The following is a 19,253-nucleotide window of genomic DNA, read 5'->3' as shown; positions in this document are numbered from 1 at the left end:
CTTTCTTTTCTTTTTGATTGAGTTAAACTAAATAACAATCAAATTATTAAAAATAACTAATTTGATGAATAATTTTTAATAAATCAGAAAGAGGGATTGAAATGAAAATTTTTCTATACGGAATTCGACCAGATGAGGCAGAATACTTAAAACAGTGGAATGCCCTTAATCCGGATATTGAAACTGACTACACAGACCAAATATTTACCGACGAGACAGTCGATTTGTCTAAGGGCTATAACGGCGTTGTACTCTTGCAAACGCAACCCTATACACGAACAGCCTTGCAAAAGTTGCATGATTTTGGCGTAAGTAAAATCTCTGTTCGTAACGTTGGTTTGGACGGCTTCGACTTTAAGGATCTCCGTGACTTAGGATTTTCATTGACAAGTGTCCCTGTTTATTCACCCAATGCGATTGCTGAACACACAACTAGTTTGATTCTGAGATTGCTCAGACGTGTCCCAGAATTTGATAAGAAATTCGCTAATGCCGACTTCCGCTGGTTCCCTACGATTGGTGAAGAAATCAATGGTAAAACAGTCGGTATCGTAGGTACTGGTCATATTGGGTCAGTCGTTGCTAGACTTATGATGGCTTTTGGCGCTAAAGTCGTTGCTTATGATATTAAACCTAACCCTTATCTAGAAAACTTGGGAATTTATGTCGACAGTCTCGATGAAGTCTTGAAACAAGCCGATATCATCACTTTGCACACTCCGCTAGCAAAAAGAGATATTCATATGATTGACGAAGCCGCTTTTGCAAAAATGAAGGATGGCGTTATCTTTATCAATGCTGCCCGTGGTGGCTTAGTTGATACTGATGCTTTGATCAAAGCCTTAGACAGTGGCAAAGTTGGCGGTGCTGGCTTGGATGTTTTGGAAAGTGAAAATGACGTCTTCCAAAAGAAATTTGATAAGATTTCTGACGTTAAAGATCCTCAATTCCAAGCTTTGCTCAATCGTGACAACGTCATTATGACTCCTCATACAGCCTTCTATACTACGACTGCTGTTCATAATATGGTCTTTGATTCTTTGAATGACAATGTAAAGATGCTGACCGGTAAAGCTCCTAAATACCCAGTTGATATCAGTGAAAACTAACAATAAAAATTTAACGGTCGTACTAGTTCTTAAAAGAATTAGTGCGACCGCTTTTTTGTTCTTTTTATAAATATAGTTATCAGGCATATATACAATGAGTATAGAATAATATATCAAAAAACAATATTTTAATTTTCGATATAGGCTTTTTTAATATGTAATCAAGCTATAATTAAATCGTCAAAGAACCATTAATTTATGTAATGGCTTTCATTTTAAATAACTATAAGGGAGGTAGTTATTAACTATGAAAATAAAATTACTCATCGTTTTAACTAGTTGTTTACTCTCTTTAATTTTGCTTAAATTTTGCGATAGTTATAATTTTGTTTTAGCAGATGATACTGATGAACAAAGCGCCATTGATTCTGCCCCCAATGGACTCGACATTAAAAATTACTTTTCCGACATTGTGAATCCTAAAATGAATGGCAGCAATTATCGTGATCCATTCACTGAAAATAATGCTCACATAAGAAGCAAAACTGGTAGTTCTACTCAAAATACTATTTTATCTTTAGCCAGTGAACCTAGTGATACTGGAGCAATTTGGTCTGATCCAGATACAGGAAATGCTTTTGATATTTCAAAAAAGCAGATTATTTCTGCTTGGTTATACTTTGGTCCTTATAATATGGATAAAAATAAAGAGGGCGAAGGCATTGCACTTGTTCTTCAAAATGATCCACGTGGTGCCTACGCTATGGGAGCTGGTCGTGAAGGACTGGGAGTTGATGGTTACGATAAAACAACTTTTGTAAAGGGTCTCCTAACTAATTCCGTTACTTATCCTACCTCTCAATATTTAGTTAATACCGCTGTTTCTAACAGTGTTGCGCTTGAATTTGACAGCCACACTAACTCATCGAATACAAAAGACAGTGCTCCTATACGATATAAATCAGGAGTCTATCTTAATTATGATTATTCTTTAGATGCTTTCGACACTACTGATTTAACAATAAAAGCTCCAGCAGGTTTCCCAGCTAATACAAGTTTAGGTGCTGGAGATAGCGGGTTTGGTCATATCTCTTTAACATTCCCAGGAACATCTGAATCCTATGCTTTTACAAATCGAATCACTAGTGAAAATAATGATTATCAAAATTTTGAAAAAGCAACTTCCCTATTTCACACTGAAAATACTCCAGCTTATTTGATAAATGGTACTGACTCTCAGGGAAATACAACTTATTGGCATCATGTCACTTTAACTTGGACTCCTGAAGATTCAAAGCTTCATTATGCCTTTAATGATAAAGACATTGATGGTACCACCGTTCCTGAAGGTGGTGGCGGAAAACTTTCTAAACGGATAGATAAGAATATCCAACTAAATCCAGCAATTTTTAATTTACCTGCCGGACAATCAAAAATTCGTTGGGGTTTTACTGGTGCCAATACAGCTACAAGTGGCGTTCCCAGCAAATTAGTCGTCCTCGAATCAATTCCCGCTTTGTTAAACGCTACAGCAGATTCCACAATTTACGATCAAACACTCGATAAAACGATTACTAACGATTCAACTGATTATTTCGTTAATGATGGCGATAATGTCGATTTGAATTACAACTTAAAATACGATATTGGTAATATCAGCTGGCAAGGAATCACCGCTACAATAACCTTGCCGCCACACTTTACGCCCATTGCTGGAAATATTGGCACCATCACTTATGGAAACGGCACAGTTGAAGATTTAGCAGACAGCGATATAAAAGACGGTGTTTTGACTCACAAATTAACCAAACCCATTGATACCAACGCCAAAATCGTTATTCATGGCAAAGTAGATAACAAAACTTTGACTGATTACCATATCACGTCTAAACCTGCCAAGTTTGAAGGAACCAACGATATCACCTCGACTGCTACGCCACCGTTTACTATCATGTTCATTCGGACATGGAAATTAAACCTCAAGCAACAAAATCCAATTGACCTGCTCTATCAAGAAGAAAACACCAAATTAGATTTACCCACCGATTTATCCTATGATGAGGATCACAATTTCCTAAAAGATGACCCAATTCATTATGATATTAAAATAAATAACTACGATTTCACATATGATGCTACTGCTCAATCTGAAACGAGTACTTCTAATACTCCAATTCCATTAAAGCAGGTCATTGATGCAAAGGATAGCAATCTCTTTTGGAATATTTTTCAAATGAATACGACACAAACCATTTATGTGACGGCTAAAGACAAAGACGGAATAACTTCAAACACCATTCCCTATACTGTCAACGTTTTACAAAACCATCTGTTGAAACTCTCCGTATCGCCGAACATTGATTTTCAAACCATTGTTCAGTCCAATTCAAAAAAATTAATCAAACGTCAAAATAATAATTTTAATTTATCCGTTATAAGTTTAAGAGAGCCCTGGCAACTAACCGCCACCGCAACTTTATTAGCGGACAACAAGACAGATTTTAAAGGCAATCTCGTTTTTAAGAATAATCAAACTACGCAAAACCTCTTAAATTCCCCTATTGATATTTACGAAGATTCCACCTCAAGCGATACTGAAAAAACAACCAATATATCAGGAAATTGGAGTAATGATTCTGGCATTCTTTTAAAGCAAACAAATCAAAATGAAGCCGGTCAATACCAGGGAACAATCACTTGGACATTGGGTGATTATCCAGTGTTATAACGGTGCAATCATTATAAAAAATCAAAAATTGAGTTTGACAAAATAAAAATCAGGGTGTAAATTAGCACCAATCAATAATTAAAGAGTATTTAATCTAATTAGACGTAGAAAAGAAGAGTAAATCAATTAGTAGTTTGAAAAGTGACTGTCAGATAGTGAAAAGGCAGAACCAACGTTGATTGAAGATGAGCTTGGAGTCTTACCTAGGTGCAAGCCAAAGGTACGCAAGGATGCGATATCATCCCGGACATATTAGTGTCGTTGAGGTATTTTGTGAGAGCAAAGTATAAATTAGGGTGGTACCACGGTGATCGTCCCTACATTGCAGAATTATTCTGTATATGTAGGGACGATTTTTGCGTTCTCTTAGTGGTTTCACCACTTAGAGAACGCAAACGGGGGCGTCTAAATGACGCCCGTGAATCATATTTTATAAAATCAGTTCCCATGCCCTTTGCCCCTTTCACTCCTTAACCCCACCTACCACATAAAAATCCCATCCCACTCTCCCAAAAACCAATCCAGATTAAATAACCAAAATCAGGAGGAATTATAGATATGACAGTAAAAACAGCAAACAAAATCGGCTTTCAACATGTAGGAAGCTTCCTAAGACCAGACGTATTAAAGCAAGCTCGTAAAGACTACGCAGCTAAAAACATCACCCAAGAAGAATTAACAGAAGTTGAAGACGAAGCTATCAAAGATCTCGTTAACAAAGAAGTTGACGTTGGACTAGATTACGCAACCGATGGCGAGTTCCGTCGTTCATATTGGCACCTCGACTTCTTCTGGGGACTTGAAGGCGTCGACCACATTCATTATGGTGAAGGCTACCACTTTGCTCATGAAGAAACTCGTGACGACACCGCAATCCTTTCCGGAAAAATCAAATTCAATCCTAACCATCCATTTTTAAGACACTTCGCTTACTTAAAGTCATTAACTGATCAATTGGATATTGAACCAAAGCAAACTATCCCTGCCCCTTCACAGCTCTATATCGAATTGATTCGTGGCACTAATGATGAAAAAATCAAAGAATTCTATCCTAATCTAGACGATTTATATAAAGATATTGAACAAGCCTATCACGATACGATTATTGCCCTTTACGACGAAGGAGCACGTGTAATTCAACTTGATGACTGCTCTTGGGGACTTTTCCTAGACGATAACTTCTTAGCTACACCTGATGGCAAAGCCTATGCAAACTCTGGTATCCAAGATCTTCTCTTGGAGCTCAACAACAAAGCTATCGAAAATATTCCGGCGGATTTAACTATCAATACTCACGTCTGTCGGGGCAACTATCATTCTGATTTCGCCTTTTCTGGAGGCTATGGTCCAGTCGCTGACACATTATTCGCCAAAGAAAACGTCGAAACATACTTCCTAGAATACGATTCCAAACGTGCTGGTAATTTTGAACCACTAGCCAAAGTCTCTGGTGATAAAAAAGTTGTTTTGGGCTTGATTACGACTAAGTCAGGTGAACTCGAAAATCGTCAAGATATCATCGATCGAATTCACGAAGCTAGCCAATTTTTGCCACTGGATAGACTTTGGTTATCAACTCAATGCGGCTTTGCATCTACCGAAGAAGGCAATGTCCTAACTGAAAAACAAGAATGGGACAAACTCAAATTAGTTAAGTCGATTCAAGACGAAGTTTGGGGTTAATAATAATTGATAGCGCTTTCAAAACGAACTATAATATAAGTAGAAATAAAGTTTATAGAAAGTTGGAGGCGCTGATCATGATGAAACTTATCGCGGCATTATTCAACAAAATTGTAGACTACACATTGAATTTCGATTGGTGGTAAGCCGGCTTACAAATCTGTAAGAATAATGTAAGTAGAACAAATGTTGAAATATCAAGAAAACTCTTAAAATACTTGTCAGGAGGTAATCCAAATGAGAAGTTATTTAAGGGTTTTTCTTTTGGGGATTTTTTTATTGGGATTAGGTTATTTAGGAGGTTGTTTGTACGCTAAAAACAATACCAGTGAAGTAGCTCAAATATTCAACAAATTCAATATTTTAGCAAAACGAGAATCAAGATACGTTAGAATCGACAATAAAAACGCTAAAGACAAGGACGGTTATGGAAACTACACCTATAACCTTAAAAGCTATGATAAAAAAGGAAAAGAAGCTCCCATTTCATTCACAGGAATGGGAAAATTGAAATCCGGCCATTATTTGAAGATTGATACTAAAGGTAGTTATGTTTATACCTATAAAGAAGTTTTTAAAAAAGACATTCCAAGTAATATATTTAAGAGAGTGCAGATGGGACGCTCAGCTCACGAAGACTAAGACAATTTTACGGATTGCTCGCGCACTTTGCGAGTGATTTGTGAAATAGGCTTAACCGCAATGAGTTGCTCCACCGGAACTCGTTTTAATCAGAGAGTGGAACAGGGGCGCTCAGCTTCCGGAGCCTAAGACAATTTCACAGCTTGGCTGCGAAGCAGACGAGATGGGAAATAGACTTAGGTGTAGGAAGTTGCCCCTGTGTAACTCGTTTCCACTATTCCGCAAAAAAACGTTTCCTTCACAACAACAATTATAATATCCACCAATCCTAGGCGACCTTAATCCAACGAAGATTAAAGTCGCCTATTTCTATACGTATATCCCAACTAAATTTGACCGAACCAAGTTAAATAACTAAAATAAATAAGTTAATACCATATAACAAATATATTTAGGAGCACCATATATGTCGAAACAAATCAAAAAATCACTTTATATCATGGTCTTCGGAACCTTTTTCGGCGTTTTGTGCTCAACTTTAATGAACACTGCTTTACCAACTTTCATGCGCGTATTCAACGTCAACTCGTCAACAGTTCAGTGGCTGACAAATGGATACACCTTGGTAAATGCCATTATGATTCCAACAAGTGCCTACTTTATCAAGAAATTCTCCTTTAGACACCTCTTCATTGCCTTTAGTTCAGTCTTTCTAATCGGAACTATTTTAGGAGCAGTCGCCAATTCATTTATGCTCGTTATTATCGGACGAATGATTCAAGCTATCGGAACTGGTATGATGATGCCTCTAGTCAACGTCTTGGCCATGCAGTATACGCCAAGAAACAAGCAAGGAGCCATTATGGGAATTATTGGATTGGCCCCTTTAACTTCTCACCCATTATTGGCCCAACGCTTTCAGGAGCCATCTTACAGTACTTCCCTTGGCAATATCTTTTCATTATGATTTTGCCTTTTATCATTGCCGTCGTCTTATTGTCGATTTTCTTCTTGCCACAAGTCGAAACCAACGAAAATCCCAAATTCGATACGCCTAGTCTGATTACGATCAGTTTTGGCTTGCTCTTCTTGCTAACTGGATTCTCCAATATCGGTCAAGCTAACCTCTTTACCTTCAACGTTTTAGGCTACACAGCTATTGGATTAATTTTAATCGCCATTTTTGCTGTTATGGAAAACAGAACAGCTAATCCGATTATTAATTTCGAAATTTTTAAGCATTCACAATTTACCTTTGCAACTGTTATCAATATGTTAATTGTTTTAACGATGTATGGTAACACAATCCTTTTGCCATTGATGATTCAGAACATTCTCCACAAAAGTCCATTAGTATCAGGATTAGCTCTCTTACCTGGAGCTGTTTTGACAGGATTCATGTCACCTGTCAGTGGCAGATTCTTCGATAAGTATCCCATCAAACGAATCGTTGTTACTGGTGTGTTAATTGATTGCTTCGGTACCTTTTTACAAGCTGTCATCGATGTTAATGCTTCAGTTTTAATGCTGACATTAGGTCAGACAGTTCGTCAATTAGGACTAGTCTTAATTTTGATTCCTATTCAGACCCAAGCTTTAAGCGACTTACCTAAGAAATATATTTCTGATGGCGTAGCTACTTTCAATACTCTCAGACAAATCGCAGCATCTTTTGGAACAGCAATTATTATCGCCGTTATCACTTTAGCTGATAAAATTGCAACTGGCAGTACGGCTAATCAAGCTATCGGTATTCAAGCCGGATTTTTAGCCTGCTTAGGATTTTTGATTATTGCTTTTATCCTAACTTTCAAGTTGCACCGTTCTGATTTAGTTGATTAATAAATTCAAAAAAAGAGCCAGCAGAAAAATCTGCTGGCTCTTCGTTTATATTTATCTAAAATTACTTAGATTCTTTAGTTTCACGGCTCTTCAAGAAATCAAGAACAGCTTGTGTGTTGGCACGCTTTGTGGCACCATTTTTTTGGTTTACAGGACGGCGGTGGCCAGTCATACCTTTATGTGTATTTTGTGACATCTAAAAAACCCTCCTTCCCGTTATGCAATTTAACTTATTTTATTAACCCTATTATTGTAAAGGAATCAAAATGATTTTTCAACCTATATTTTAAGTTCTTCAACATAACTTTTTCTAATAAAAAAAGCCAATCAATTATCATCTTGATTAGCTTTTTTTTCGTATCAATTGCTTTCTAACTGAAGAACTACGCGATTAGTTTATTCAGTTACAGTACTTTCATCTTTAGCTTTTGAAGATGCAGTTTCTGTTTCTTTTGCACTAACTGTTTCTTTGCTCTTATTATGCACGCGGAATGCTAATATGAATCCGAAAACAGCTAATATTAATGTAAACACAAATCCGTAGTGAGCGCCATTGGTAAATGCCAATTTGGCAGAATTTCCACCATTAGCAAAGTAATTAGCTTGGCCGGTACTCAAAAGAATTGTAGCAATACCAGTTGCGACGGCACCAATAACTTGTTGGAAAGTATTGATGATAGCTGATCCATCAGCTGACTGGAATGCATTTAATGAATTTAAACCATATGTTTGTGAAGGTGACATAGCAAGTGGAACACCAATCATCAACACAATGTGAGCGGCAATGATGTAACCAATAGAACTATTTGAACTACTGAAGATAAACATTGCAGAACCAATAATTGAAATCAAAAATCCTAAACGTGACATTAATTTAGCACCGATTTTATCGTATGCACGACCGGCACCAAATGATACGACCGCATTGATAACTCCACCTGGCAACATGATGATACCAGTTAGAGCAACAGCTACGCCAAGACCATTTTGTAGGTACATTGGCAATAAGTACATGGCCGATAAGGTAATACCGAAGTTGATCATTACTAGAACAGAACCAGTAACGAATTCAGGTTTCTTTAGAACTGTAAAGTCCAAAGTTGGAACTTCTGCATGAAGCTGTTGTCTGATGTAAACAACTAAGAAGACCAATCCCACAACTAGGGAAATTAACGCAATCGTCATATTCTTACTTAAGAAACTAATACCAAAGACAATCAAACCAAAACTGATAGTTGAAAGGATAATTGCTAACCAATCAACTTTTGGCTTTGTTACTTCAAAGACATTAGTCAAATTCTTTTCCATGATAGCCCAGCCGATAACTAGGAACACAATAAATGATGCGAAAATGAATCTCCATGAAAGGACACCCAGGATAATACCAGAAATTGTAGGTCCAATGGCTGGTGCAAACATAATAACTAAAGCGGCCATACCTAAGGCTCCACCAAGTTTGTTAGGTGGGAAAATTCTCATAGCAATCGAGAACATTAATGGCAAGATAATACCTGTGGCAATACCTTGAATCATACGTCCGACCAAGAGAATTGGGAAGTTCATCGCAATAGCTGAAATAAGTGAACCAACGATGAAATCCAAGAGACCAAATCTTACCAACCCACGAGTTGTAAAGTGTTTAGTCAATAAACTTGAAAGTGGTAGAACAATCGCAATTACAAGCATATAACCTGTAACTAACCATTGTGCAGTGCCTGTTTCAATATTAAATGCTTTCATAATAGATGGGAGTGCAATATTCAATGAAGTTTCACTGAACATTCCAACAAATCCACCGATCAGAACACCCAATAATGATAACGTTGGATGAAGAGGTTTTGTATTAATTTGTTGAGCTTTACTCATAATTACCTCCGTTTTGTTGCAACAGTGAATTAATATACCAGAAAAAAAATTAATTCGTAAGGCTTTTTCAGAAATATTTTTATATTTTTCAAGTAGATTACACAAAAAAGACTGAAATCAGTGAATAGATTTCAGTCTTTTCCTATTTTATTGTCGTTACATATTGTACTAAAAATTGATAATTTTACGTTCAATTTTATCGTTATACAAGTCGATTTGTAGCACTCCTCGTTCTAGATGCCCGTATGTATTATAACCTGTAACGTTACCATAATTTAGAGATACGTTATTCCAAGTACCCGAGAAGTTGTTATCGTGATCATGTCCTGCAAACAAGGCTTTTATTTTTCCAAAATTAACAATTTCATAAAATAAGCCTGAATTAATATCTGCAGAGCAAACTTTCTCATCATAACTACCTGAAACTTGTTCTTTATCAACTTCTTTATACTCTGGCAATGGAATATGCATGAAGCCAACGTCAAAAGTTCTATTCGAATATTTTTTTGAAGTTTCAATATACCAATCAATTTGATGACGACCGATTGCTGCATATTGACTAACTTTTGGGTCTTTAAAATAGTCGCCACTATCCCAAACGTACAAGACGTTAACTAATTTATCGGTTTCTTCGTCGAAAATATTCAAAGTATAATTCTCGCGGTCATTAACGATATATCTATTATCGCGAACAGCTAGATGCTTCAAATGACTTTCAAAATCACGTAGATACTTGCGGTTATACATCCCTTCGGTATCATGATTTCCATAAGTGATTGCGACCGGAACATCAAATGTATTCAACAAATCATACAGTTCTTTGAGACTATCACGAGGAGCTTCATTTTCTTTGCCCCAGATCAAGTCGCCAGTAATCATGATTAAATCAAATGTATTCTCGCTCAAAACTTTTTTGATTCCAGCAAGAGTCTTTAAATCATTTTCTGTCAGTGGATATTCGCCTAAATGAATATCAGTCAGCTAGCAAATTTTAAAAGCCTTGTCTTTACTAGTATACAAGTGCATGTGGTTAATCCCCTATTTCTAAAAATTCTTGGTATCCTTGTGCAACGTTGATTGATTCATGAACATCAGCTCCATAAACTAAACGGATATTTTTTGATTTGGCAATTTTAATAATTTCCATGTATGGCGAAGGTTCTTGTTGCGTCTTGCGATTGATTCCAGACATATTGCAATCTAACAGCTCATTTTTAGAAGATATTAGATTTAAAATTTCATCAATCAGTGACTTAGTTACATCATCTTCCCAGACAGTATTTTCAGGAAGTTTCTTAATCCATTTACGATAAAGCGTGATATGACCATAGCGTTTTGGCTTATAAGCACTTTCCCACTTGATAGCTTGCAAAACCATTTTTAAATAAGCGTTAGCCAATTTAACAGGTGTTTCATATTCGTATAAGACACCCAAAACTATCATCAACGGCTCTTAAACCATGATCAGTGGGCAGAAAATGAACAGACAAAATAGCATCATCAATTTCATCGGCGTATTTTGCTAGCATCGATTCGGTCCAATCACGAAATTCCTCAAAATAATCTACTTCAAAACCAATTAAAATCTTGATTTTATCGGCATATTTAGCTTTTAAATAATTCATCTTTTCAAAATACGCTGGCAATTCTGAAAATTGCATTGCTGCAGTTTCAATGGCATGTTTTGAACCTGCAACATTTTCATAAAATTCCTTTGGCATGGGAAAATGTTCGGTGATGGTATAAGTTTTAAAACCACTTTGAATGGCTTGTTGGATAAACAGCTCCGTGTCTTCTCTTGATCCGTGAGGGCAAAATTCCGTATGAGTGTGTCCGTTCCAAGTTTTCAAATCAGTTGGCAAGTCTTTATCAAACATTATGGTTCCACCTGATAAATATCTTGCTTATTGATATAAACAGTTGTTTTCATACCTTTTTCAAATGGTTTATTTTGATTGAGCGCTTCGATTTTTAATTCAATGTCGTTCACTGAAAAAACATACTGCACTCGATTACCCAAATTGACTACTTCAACGATTTCACCTTGGCATTTAAGATTATCGCTTGCATCGTCAGACAATTGAATTGCTTCTGGTCTAATCAAATATTTTTTATCTGTAGCTAAATCCTTCATCCCCAATTGTTCTAATTGTTCTTTGGAGAATAAATTGTGCTCACCGATAAAGGTTGCCATAAATTCATTGCTTGGCTTCTTGTAAATTTCATCTGGTGAACCTTGTTGTTGGATTTTACCGTCAGAAATCACCACCACGTTATCGGCAATTGCCATTGCTTCAGATTGATCGTGCGTGACAAAAATCATCGTAATCCCCAGTTTTTGTTGATACTTGCGAATTTGATTACGTAATTCCACTCTTATTTTTGCATCTAAGGCACTTAAAGGTTCATCTAAAAGCAACAATTTTGGCTTCATAATCATCGAACGAGCGATGGCAACACGTTGCTTTTGACCACCAGATAAGTCATCAGGATAACTATTAGCCTTTTTATCCAAGTCAACTAAAGACAGCATCTCTTTAACCCGTTGAATGATTTCTTTTTTGGCAACTTTTTTAGCGCGCAAACCATAAGCAACATTATCAAAAACCGTCATATTGGGGAACAAAGCATACGATTGGAAGATAACGCCGATATTTCTTTTATTAACGGGTAATTGTGAAATATCTTGACCATCTAGCAAAATTTTTCCAGTTGCGTTCTGGTTCAATCCTGAAATTGACCGCAGAACTGTCGTCTTACCACTACCACTGGGTCCCAAAAAGACCGTGATAGCATTCTCTGGAATCGTCAAATTTAAATCGTCGATAACAGTGTCTTTTCCAAATTTTACTTGAAGTTTTTCAATTTTTAAAAATTCACTCATGAATTTAACCCTTCTTAGACTTACGTGTCGTTTTAATCAAAATCAATGAAAGAACGCTTAACATAATGAAGTAGATGATTGTCAAGACGCTTCCAGCATTACCGTTGACTTGCATAAGTCGATACATATAAATTTTTAATGTTACGTAATTTCCACCTAAGAAGAGATTTGTCAAAACGAAATCTCCAAATCCGGTAGCAAATAATAATAAAGTAGCAATTATCAAGCCTGTCTTGATATTAGGCAAAACAACATTGATAAATGATTTCACAGGACCGTATCCCAAAAGTTGCGACTGCTCAAACATCGACTTGAAATCTTTTGAAATAAAGACATTTGATAAACATTGATAAACCAAAGGCAAACTCATAACGGACAATACCAAAATCAAAATCACGATTTTAGGAACTGGCAATTCGCCGTATAGTTGAATCAACCCGGTTACCAAGATGATTCCCGGAATGATAAATGGAAGCATCGTAACAAATCTCATTTTTGATTTTAACTTCTGATTGTAGACGCTCAAATAAAAGGTCATCGGCACAAAAATAGCTAAACCGACTATTGTCGTTATTACCGACAAAACTAATGAACGAAAGATTACCATTAAGAATTCTGTATTGCCGACCAATTGAACGTACCATTTTAATGTCAGACCTTCAGGTAACAATGTATCTACCCAAGAAGTCGACAACGAGTAAACTAATGTTGCAAGTATTGGCAATAACAGATAAACGAATATTATTCCTAAGATTACTCTAGGAAGAGCTTTTTTCATCATTTCTTAATTCACCTTTCCGTAGAGGTCCGTTTTTTTACTACAAGATTACCTAAAATCACTAAGATGACCATCGTTAATCCAAAGACGACTGATAAAGCACAAGCTAAAGGAACGTTTGAATCTAATTCGCCACCGATTAATGATCCGATAATCGTTGAAATCAAAGTTATCTTATTTCCCGTTAAAGCAAAAGCTGTTTCATAAGTTCCCATCGCATTCGCAAAAAGAATCAAAAGCGTTTCGATTAATCCTGGCAAAAGAATTGGATAAATAACCTTTTTAATGAAGAACCAGTTGCTAGCTCCTAAGGTTTCTGATGCCTCTTTCCAACCGTTATCTAATTCTTCAAAAATTGGATACAAGAACAACATCCCCAAAGGTATTTCAAAAAACGAATAGGCAATAATCAAGCCGACCCACGAATACAAATTAAGCGAACCGGTCAAACTAAAGTGCATCGCTTTAGAAATAGCATTGATGACACCTGAATTCCCCAACAAAATAATCAAAGAGAAAGCCAAGGGTACACCAGCAAAACTGGAAGCTAGATTCAAAACTGTTACTAAAGATTCTTTAGCTGAATCAGAAATTTTTGTTAACGACCACGCACCAATAACGGCGACAATTTCACTTACTAAAGCGGCCGTCATTGATAAAAGCAAACTATTTGAGATTGCTTTTTTATAGTAAGGGTTAGTAAACAATTCTTGATAATTCATTACCCCAAATGAACCATCCTGAGAACTAAAACTAGATAGGATCATGACTCCGATTGGAAAAATTAACACTATGCAAATTAGTAAAACAAACAGTAATAAAAATCTGTTTTTTAAACTTAATTTCATCAATGATTACCTCTTGCTTTGAACGTCAGTTTGCCACAATTGTCCAATTTTTAAAGTTGTCTTATTCCAAACATTGTTGTCTTTTACGTGATAGATATGTTTGTAGGCACTATCTGGCAACAAGTTGTTTTCAACTTCTTTTGGCAATTTAACATTTTCACGAATTGGTCTTGCGTATCCTTTGGCTAAGTTAGTTTGACCTTCATCTGAAAGGATGTAGTCACGAGCTAATCTAGCAGCGTAAGGATGTGGAGCATTTTTATTGATGATTTGTGAGTAGCCACTCATAACGCTACCTTCACTAGGAATAGTTACTTCGTATCTCTTTTCATCGATTAAGTGACGATAGTTCAAGGCATTGAAGTCCCACATGATAGCAACGTCTACTTCACCTTTTTTCAAGTTTTGAACGTTAGCTTCAACTGTTGATAGACGGCCTTGCTTGTTCAAATCAGCAAAGTATTTCAAACCTGGTTTAATATTCTTTTCATTACCACCCATAGTTGAAGCAACAGCCAAAATAGCGTATTGACTTTGAGCACCACCAGTTGGATCACCTACGGAAACTTTATATTTTCCACTCTTGATGTCAGCCCATGATTTTGGTGCATCGCCTACTTTAACATTTTTCTTGTCGGTAATAAAAGCAATTGTTCCTGTATATCCAGTTGACCAATAACCATCGTTATCTTTAGCCCATCCTGGAATATCCTTCCAATACTTACCTTTATACTTAGCTAGAACACCTTTTGATTTAGCTGTTGGTGCCACGTTCATCCCTACGTCACCAATATCAGCTGTCCCTTTTTTACCTTCTGTTTTGAACTTTTGAATTTCTTCAGCACTGTTCATATCAGTATCAGTTTGTTTGACACCATACTTACTCTTAATATCTTTCCAAGTGCCAATCCAGTTAGCCCAAGTGTCAGGCATACCAACGGATGCCAACTTACCCTCTTTTTTAGCTTGCTTTTCAATCGTTGCCCAATCGTCAGAAACAGCAGCTTGTTTAGTATTTGAGCAACCTACCAAAGAAGTTGCAACCAATAGTAAAAGACTTGATAAAATTACTTTGTTTTTCATTTTCATTCCTCCGTGAAAAAGAATTTACCAGAGGGTTATGTATTTTTTGTATACAGATTTTGATTAATTTAACATCTACATTTTGAATTTATTTAATTAATAGAAAAATTTATATTTCTTCTTCGACAAATATCCAGAAGCATTAAGTAAAGTTTGTGTCATTTTGGTAACTTCTGCCATTTTCGCTTGCTTTTTTAAAAATGAACTATATTTTTTTATTTTTATTACTAAATTAATCGCAAAATAAAAAAACACCCACTTTTCAGAAAGTGGATGTCTTTTTTTATCGATTTATTGACCTGGCCATCCGGGCAATCGCATGCCGTTCACCACGAATAGTTTTGCTTAAAGCATAGATATTCTCAAATGGAGATTGAATTCCCCAAGCGGCGTCACCGATATGTTGAATATCAACTCCGGCAATTTTATTCCTAATTGCCACGTTTTGTATGAATTCTTTGCCTGAACCTTCTTGACTAGTTCCAATCGTACTCATCACTAAAGCACCTTTTTTATGAGCTAATTGAACGATTTTTTGCAATTCATTATCACTAAAACCGGGCACTGTTCCGACTGCTGGAACTAAAATGACATCAGCACCGGCTTCTAAAAATTCATGTACTGAATCTTCACTGACGACAGCTTCATCAACGCCGGCCCCATGCATTTTACCAGCAATTATTAATCCAGAAAATACTTCTTTAGCAACCTTGATATTTTTAGCAATCTGTTGATTCGTCACGCCAGTCCCAGGATTACCAGTCAAAACGACAAAATTAAAGCCTAAGTTCTCAGCCTCTTGTAAAGTCCTTTTGCTTGCCATGCGACCTTCTGGAATAACGGTTTTGTCTTCTGCCATTTTGGCATCTGGATCAACTGGTTCTAAGTTGACACCAATTGGACGACCAACTAATTTTTGGAGTCGTTTGATGCTTTGACCATCATGGTGAGCTTTAGCTGTTTGCAAATTATTCTCATCTGGATAAAGACCTAAGATTATTGGATTTAAAACGTCTAAGGCATTTAGCAATATTAAATCTGCCCCAAAACTAGCCGCAATTTCAGAAGTCGTAATGCCATCGAGTGGTTCATGTAAAGCCACATTTTCACTTAAGACTACTCGACCCTCACTAGCTTTGATGCTTTGTTTCAACTGTGAGCCATTCATTTTTAGCATCTCACTGGTATTAGCGCTGATCAATCGTTTAACCATTTTATTTTCTCCTTTATATAGGAAAAAGGATGCATACTATTTGTAAACATCCTTTTTCAAACTATCAAAAATTAATACCAAGCTGGTTTGTCGCCATCAGTATTAGGCTTGTTAAGACCAATTGATTCTTTCTTATATTTATCAGGATCTTGTGTAATATCAACGACGACTTGAGCAACTGACCTTCTTGAAACTTCAGTTCCCTTGAATTGTTCGCCTTTCTTAGTTACTTCGTAGTCAACTTCTGGCTTATCAGTTAACCAAGCTGGACGAATAATGGTGTAATCAAGATCCGAATCCTCAATTACCTTAGCGGCAGCTGCGTAATTTGTAATGTAGTCGCCTAAAGTCTTCTTGTTCCATTCGCCAAATTTACCGGGTACTTCATCATAAATACCCAATGTTGAAATCCAAATCAAACGAGTCTTATTTTCAGCATGCATTGCTTCAACAACAGCATGAGCTTGAGCTTCGATATTGCTGCCAGCCAAATTAGCATAAACAACATCAACATCTTTCATTGCTTCAATCAATGTTTGAACATCAGTAGCATCGCCTTCAACAGCTTCAACTAAAGTGTGCGAATCCGCAAAATCTCTTAGACGGCCAGCTTCTCTAAGATACAAACGTAAATCAGAATCGGTCGTATCTACAAAAATATGTTCAGCTAGACGAGCAATTTTTCCATTAGCTCCTAAAATTAAAACTTTAGCCATTTATTTTTCCCCCTGTGTGTAGTTTATATAGTCAAATATAAGTGAGTTTTAGCTTTTATACAAAGAATTCTCCTCACTAACTCCGTGATAATTATAACGCTGATAAAAAGATAAAAATCGAACAGGGTTAAATTGACTTTTAGTATTCACGCCAGGACTTATTCCATCAAGACATAATGTTATAATTACTTTGTATCAATGTGCTCCAAGGAGGTTTTTATGACGAGTGACGTAGCCCGTTTGATTAAAGTGGCGTCAAATGAGATTTCTCGCGACATCAATAAATTTGCTAGCAAGTATGGATTGACTGGCAATCAAGTTCAAATCATTTACTACTTAGCTAACTCTAAACAAGAGAATTCTTATCAAAAAGATATTGAAAAAGAATTCAATATCAGGCGTCCGACAGCGACCAATATTTTAAAGACTATGGAAAAAAATGGTTTGATTTTGCGCCGTTATCAAAAAAACGACTCACGTTTAAAACAAATAACTTTGTCTGACAAAGCTAAGGAAATGCAGACTGCAATCGAAAATTTTATGGATGAGAACAATCAGAAAATTCTTTCGACCTTAGGTACTTTGGAACGACACAGCTTTGTTCACGCTCTGAAAAAAATTCCCCAAAAATTAAAAAAGTGAGGTAAGGATTTAATGACTAAAGTAATTATGGATTGTGATCCTGGTATTGATGATGCGATTGCATTGACAGTTTTACTTGCACATCCCGAAAAAGCTGACTTGATTGGTGTAACGACCGTCGGTGGTAACGTGAAATTGGACTATGTTACTAAGAATGCTCAAAAACTCTTAACATTTTTAGGTTCCCACGCACAATTGGCATCTGGCCAAGCAACCCCACTAGTCAAACAAATACAAACAGCTAGTCACGTCCATGGAAAAACTGGTATGGACGGTTTCGACTTCCCAGAAAATAGCGCTGACTATCCAATCGAAAGTCATAACGCCGTTACATACATGTACGAAAAGATTTCTCAAAGCGATGAAAAAATCAATCTAGTCGCTACAGCACCACTAACAAACGTCGCTTTGTTATTGAAGACATTCCCTGAAGTCAAAGAAAACATCGAACACATCTACATCATGGGTGGTTCAACTCTTCAAGGGAATATCACTTTAGCTGCTGAGTTCAATGCTTACGTTGACCCCGAAGCAATGGATATCGTCTTTAACTCTGGCGTTCCCATCACGCTTTCAGGTTTGAATTTAACTGAAAACAAGGCCTACTTGACAATGGATGAAATTTCTAAGATTAAAGATCTTGGCCATGTCGGCGTTATGGCTAGTTCAATCCTTGATATTTATGCCGGCCACGAAAGCTCAATCGGAATGACTAAAATTCCTATCCACGATGCCTGCGCTGTTATCAGTTTGATTGCTCCAGAATTATTCACCAAGAGCACAAACTATTCCATCGATGTTTCATTAACTAATGATCAATATCGTGGTATGACTTATCCTGATCGTCGTGTCGACTCAGAAAAGAAAAATAATATCAAAGTACTTGAAGACGTTGACCGTGAAGCATTTGTGAAGTTCATCTTTGATTCAATTCAAAGTTATGACAAATAATTATTTGACAAATCATTAAAATTAATCTAATCTCAAAACATAAATTACGGAGGAATCAACTATGACAAACACAATTTCAATTCAATTAAACAGTTGTTGTTGTGGAACGCATCTTATGCGGTCCACTGGTTTGTCTGCCTTGATTTCGAGGTAAAAACTAAATCAGAATATCGTGTAAGGTGCAGATTCTCTTAATAGAGTCTGCACCTTTTTTGTATCTAATTTAGAAATGGAGAAGAGAATATGCTAGTAAAAAACATTTGGCGAATTTTATAATCAAGTTAGCCACTTTCAATAAAATTCCAAAATAAAAACACCAAGACGAAAAAATCAGGTATCATTGGAGTTCTCCACAAACAATGAAAGAGGTTTTTCGTCTTGATGCAAG

The 19,253-nt window shown here is 36.4% G+C and carries 17 protein-coding genes and 1 pseudogene; 7 read left to right on the top strand and 11 right to left on the bottom strand.

Annotated features, from left to right (window positions below; genetic code table 11):
- Positions 1-101 precede the first annotated feature (101 nt).
- From FHL06_RS09775 to FHL06_RS09755, 5 genes and pseudogenes are all read left to right on the top strand, one after another.
- Positions 102-1,109 (top strand): D-2-hydroxyacid dehydrogenase, encoded by a 1,008-nt coding sequence (locus tag FHL06_RS09775; RefSeq protein WP_153386153.1) that lies wholly within the window; start codon positions 102-104, stop codon positions 1,107-1,109.
- A gap of 247 nt (positions 1,110-1,356) precedes the next feature.
- Positions 1,357-3,777: a hypothetical protein gene (locus FHL06_RS09770; protein ID WP_153386151.1), complete on the top strand. Its 2,421-nt coding sequence runs from the start codon at positions 1,357-1,359 to the stop codon at positions 3,775-3,777.
- A 558-nt stretch (positions 3,778-4,335) separates the two neighbouring features.
- Entirely contained in the window at positions 4,336-5,460 is a 1,125-nt protein-coding gene (locus FHL06_RS09765) for a 5-methyltetrahydropteroyltriglutamate--homocysteine S-methyltransferase (protein ID WP_153386149.1), read from the top strand.
- Positions 5,461-5,697: 237 nt separating this feature from the next.
- Positions 5,698-6,102: a YxeA family protein gene (locus FHL06_RS09760; protein WP_153386147.1), complete on the top strand. Its 405-nt coding sequence runs from the start codon at positions 5,698-5,700 to the stop codon at positions 6,100-6,102.
- A gap of 406 nt (positions 6,103-6,508) precedes the next feature.
- Positions 6,509-7,884: pseudogene (locus tag FHL06_RS09755) on the top strand (MDR family MFS transporter).
- Positions 7,885-7,945: 61 nt separating this feature from the next.
- Here FHL06_RS09755 and FHL06_RS14940 read toward each other — a convergent pair.
- From FHL06_RS14940 to FHL06_RS09710, 11 genes are all read right to left on the bottom strand, one after another.
- Entirely contained in the window at positions 7,946-8,080 is a 135-nt protein-coding gene (locus FHL06_RS14940; RefSeq protein ID WP_272950462.1) for a hypothetical protein, read from the bottom strand.
- Positions 8,081-8,280: 200 nt separating this feature from the next.
- A complete protein-coding gene (locus tag FHL06_RS09750; protein WP_153386145.1) occupies positions 8,281-9,750 on the bottom strand; it encodes an MFS transporter in 1,470 nt (489 codons plus the stop codon).
- Between the two features lie 168 nt (positions 9,751-9,918).
- Positions 9,919-10,722, bottom strand: a complete 804-nt coding sequence (locus FHL06_RS09745; RefSeq protein ID WP_337692551.1) for a metallophosphoesterase — start codon at positions 10,720-10,722, stop codon at positions 9,919-9,921.
- Positions 10,723-10,780: 58 nt separating this feature from the next.
- Positions 10,781-11,194: a PHP domain-containing protein gene (locus tag FHL06_RS14740; RefSeq protein ID WP_238334009.1), complete on the bottom strand. Its 414-nt coding sequence runs from the start codon at positions 11,192-11,194 to the stop codon at positions 10,781-10,783.
- Positions 11,163-11,627, bottom strand: a complete 465-nt coding sequence (hisJ, locus tag FHL06_RS14735; RefSeq protein WP_238334008.1) for a histidinol-phosphatase HisJ — start codon at positions 11,625-11,627, stop codon at positions 11,163-11,165. The genes FHL06_RS14740 and hisJ overlap by 32 nt, the downstream gene beginning before the upstream one ends.
- Positions 11,627-12,634 carry an ABC transporter ATP-binding protein gene (locus tag FHL06_RS09735; RefSeq protein ID WP_153386143.1) on the bottom strand — a complete coding sequence of 336 codons (1,008 nt, stop codon included), beginning with the start codon at positions 12,632-12,634 and terminating at the stop codon, positions 11,627-11,629. The genes hisJ and FHL06_RS09735 overlap by 1 nt, the downstream gene beginning before the upstream one ends.
- Positions 12,635-12,638: 4 nt before the next feature.
- Entirely contained in the window at positions 12,639-13,415 is a 777-nt protein-coding gene (locus FHL06_RS09730; RefSeq protein ID WP_153386141.1) for an ABC transporter permease, read from the bottom strand.
- 8 nt (positions 13,416-13,423) lie between these two features.
- Positions 13,424-14,134: an ABC transporter permease gene (locus tag FHL06_RS09725; protein ID WP_238334007.1), complete on the bottom strand. Its 711-nt coding sequence runs from the start codon at positions 14,132-14,134 to the stop codon at positions 13,424-13,426.
- Positions 14,135-14,266: 132 nt separating this feature from the next.
- Entirely contained in the window at positions 14,267-15,349 is a 1,083-nt protein-coding gene (locus FHL06_RS09720; protein ID WP_153386137.1) for an ABC transporter substrate-binding protein, read from the bottom strand.
- Between the two features lie 277 nt (positions 15,350-15,626).
- A complete protein-coding gene (locus tag FHL06_RS09715; RefSeq protein ID WP_153386136.1) occupies positions 15,627-16,556 on the bottom strand; it encodes a DUF7916 family protein in 930 nt (309 codons plus the stop codon).
- Between the two features lie 71 nt (positions 16,557-16,627).
- Entirely contained in the window at positions 16,628-17,272 is a 645-nt protein-coding gene (locus tag FHL06_RS09710) for an SDR family oxidoreductase (protein WP_153386133.1), read from the bottom strand.
- 219 nt (positions 17,273-17,491) lie between these two features.
- Between FHL06_RS09710 and FHL06_RS09705 the strand changes: the two genes are divergently transcribed.
- A complete protein-coding gene (locus FHL06_RS09705) occupies positions 17,492-17,914 on the top strand; it encodes a MarR family winged helix-turn-helix transcriptional regulator (protein WP_153386132.1) in 423 nt (140 codons plus the stop codon).
- 12 nt (positions 17,915-17,926) lie between these two features.
- Entirely contained in the window at positions 17,927-18,865 is a 939-nt protein-coding gene (locus FHL06_RS09700) for a nucleoside hydrolase (protein WP_153386130.1), read from the top strand.
- Positions 18,866-19,253 lie beyond the last annotated feature (388 nt).

The organism is Companilactobacillus halodurans (genome assembly GCF_009600985.1).
GTDB classification, from domain to species: Bacteria; Bacillota; Bacilli; order Lactobacillales; family Lactobacillaceae; genus Companilactobacillus; species Companilactobacillus halodurans.
This window is presented reverse-complemented; position numbering and strand designations above follow the sequence as displayed.

Coding starts and splice junctions, on each gene's coding strand:
- FHL06_RS09775 (WP_153386153.1), top strand. CDS start 102: ATGAAAATTTTTCTATACGGAATTCGACCAGATGAGGCAGAATACTTA.
- FHL06_RS09770 (WP_153386151.1), top strand. CDS start 1,357: ATGAAAATAAAATTACTCATCGTTTTAACTAGTTGTTTACTCTCTTTA.
- FHL06_RS09765 (WP_153386149.1), top strand. CDS start 4,336: ATGACAGTAAAAACAGCAAACAAAATCGGCTTTCAACATGTAGGAAGC.
- FHL06_RS09760 (WP_153386147.1), top strand. CDS start 5,698: ATGAGAAGTTATTTAAGGGTTTTTCTTTTGGGGATTTTTTTATTGGGA.
- FHL06_RS14940 (WP_272950462.1), bottom strand. CDS start 8,080: ATGTCACAAAATACACATAAAGGTATGACTGGCCACCGCCGTCCTGTA.
- FHL06_RS09750 (WP_153386145.1), bottom strand. CDS start 9,750: ATGAGTAAAGCTCAACAAATTAATACAAAACCTCTTCATCCAACGTTA.
- FHL06_RS14740 (WP_238334009.1), bottom strand. CDS start 11,194: ATGATAGTTTTGGGTGTCTTATACGAATATGAAACACCTGTTAAATTG.
- hisJ (WP_238334008.1), bottom strand. CDS start 11,627: ATGTTTGATAAAGACTTGCCAACTGATTTGAAAACTTGGAACGGACAC.
- FHL06_RS09735 (WP_153386143.1), bottom strand. CDS start 12,634: ATGAGTGAATTTTTAAAAATTGAAAAACTTCAAGTAAAATTTGGAAAA.
- FHL06_RS09730 (WP_153386141.1), bottom strand. CDS start 13,415: ATGATGAAAAAAGCTCTTCCTAGAGTAATCTTAGGAATAATATTCGTT.
- FHL06_RS09725 (WP_238334007.1), bottom strand. CDS start 14,134: ATGAATTATCAAGAATTGTTTACTAACCCTTACTATAAAAAAGCAATC.
- FHL06_RS09720 (WP_153386137.1), bottom strand. CDS start 15,349: ATGAAAATGAAAAACAAAGTAATTTTATCAAGTCTTTTACTATTGGTT.
- FHL06_RS09715 (WP_153386136.1), bottom strand. CDS start 16,556: ATGGTTAAACGATTGATCAGCGCTAATACCAGTGAGATGCTAAAAATG.
- FHL06_RS09710 (WP_153386133.1), bottom strand. CDS start 17,272: ATGGCTAAAGTTTTAATTTTAGGAGCTAATGGAAAAATTGCTCGTCTA.
- FHL06_RS09705 (WP_153386132.1), top strand. CDS start 17,492: ATGACGAGTGACGTAGCCCGTTTGATTAAAGTGGCGTCAAATGAGATT.
- FHL06_RS09700 (WP_153386130.1), top strand. CDS start 17,927: ATGACTAAAGTAATTATGGATTGTGATCCTGGTATTGATGATGCGATT.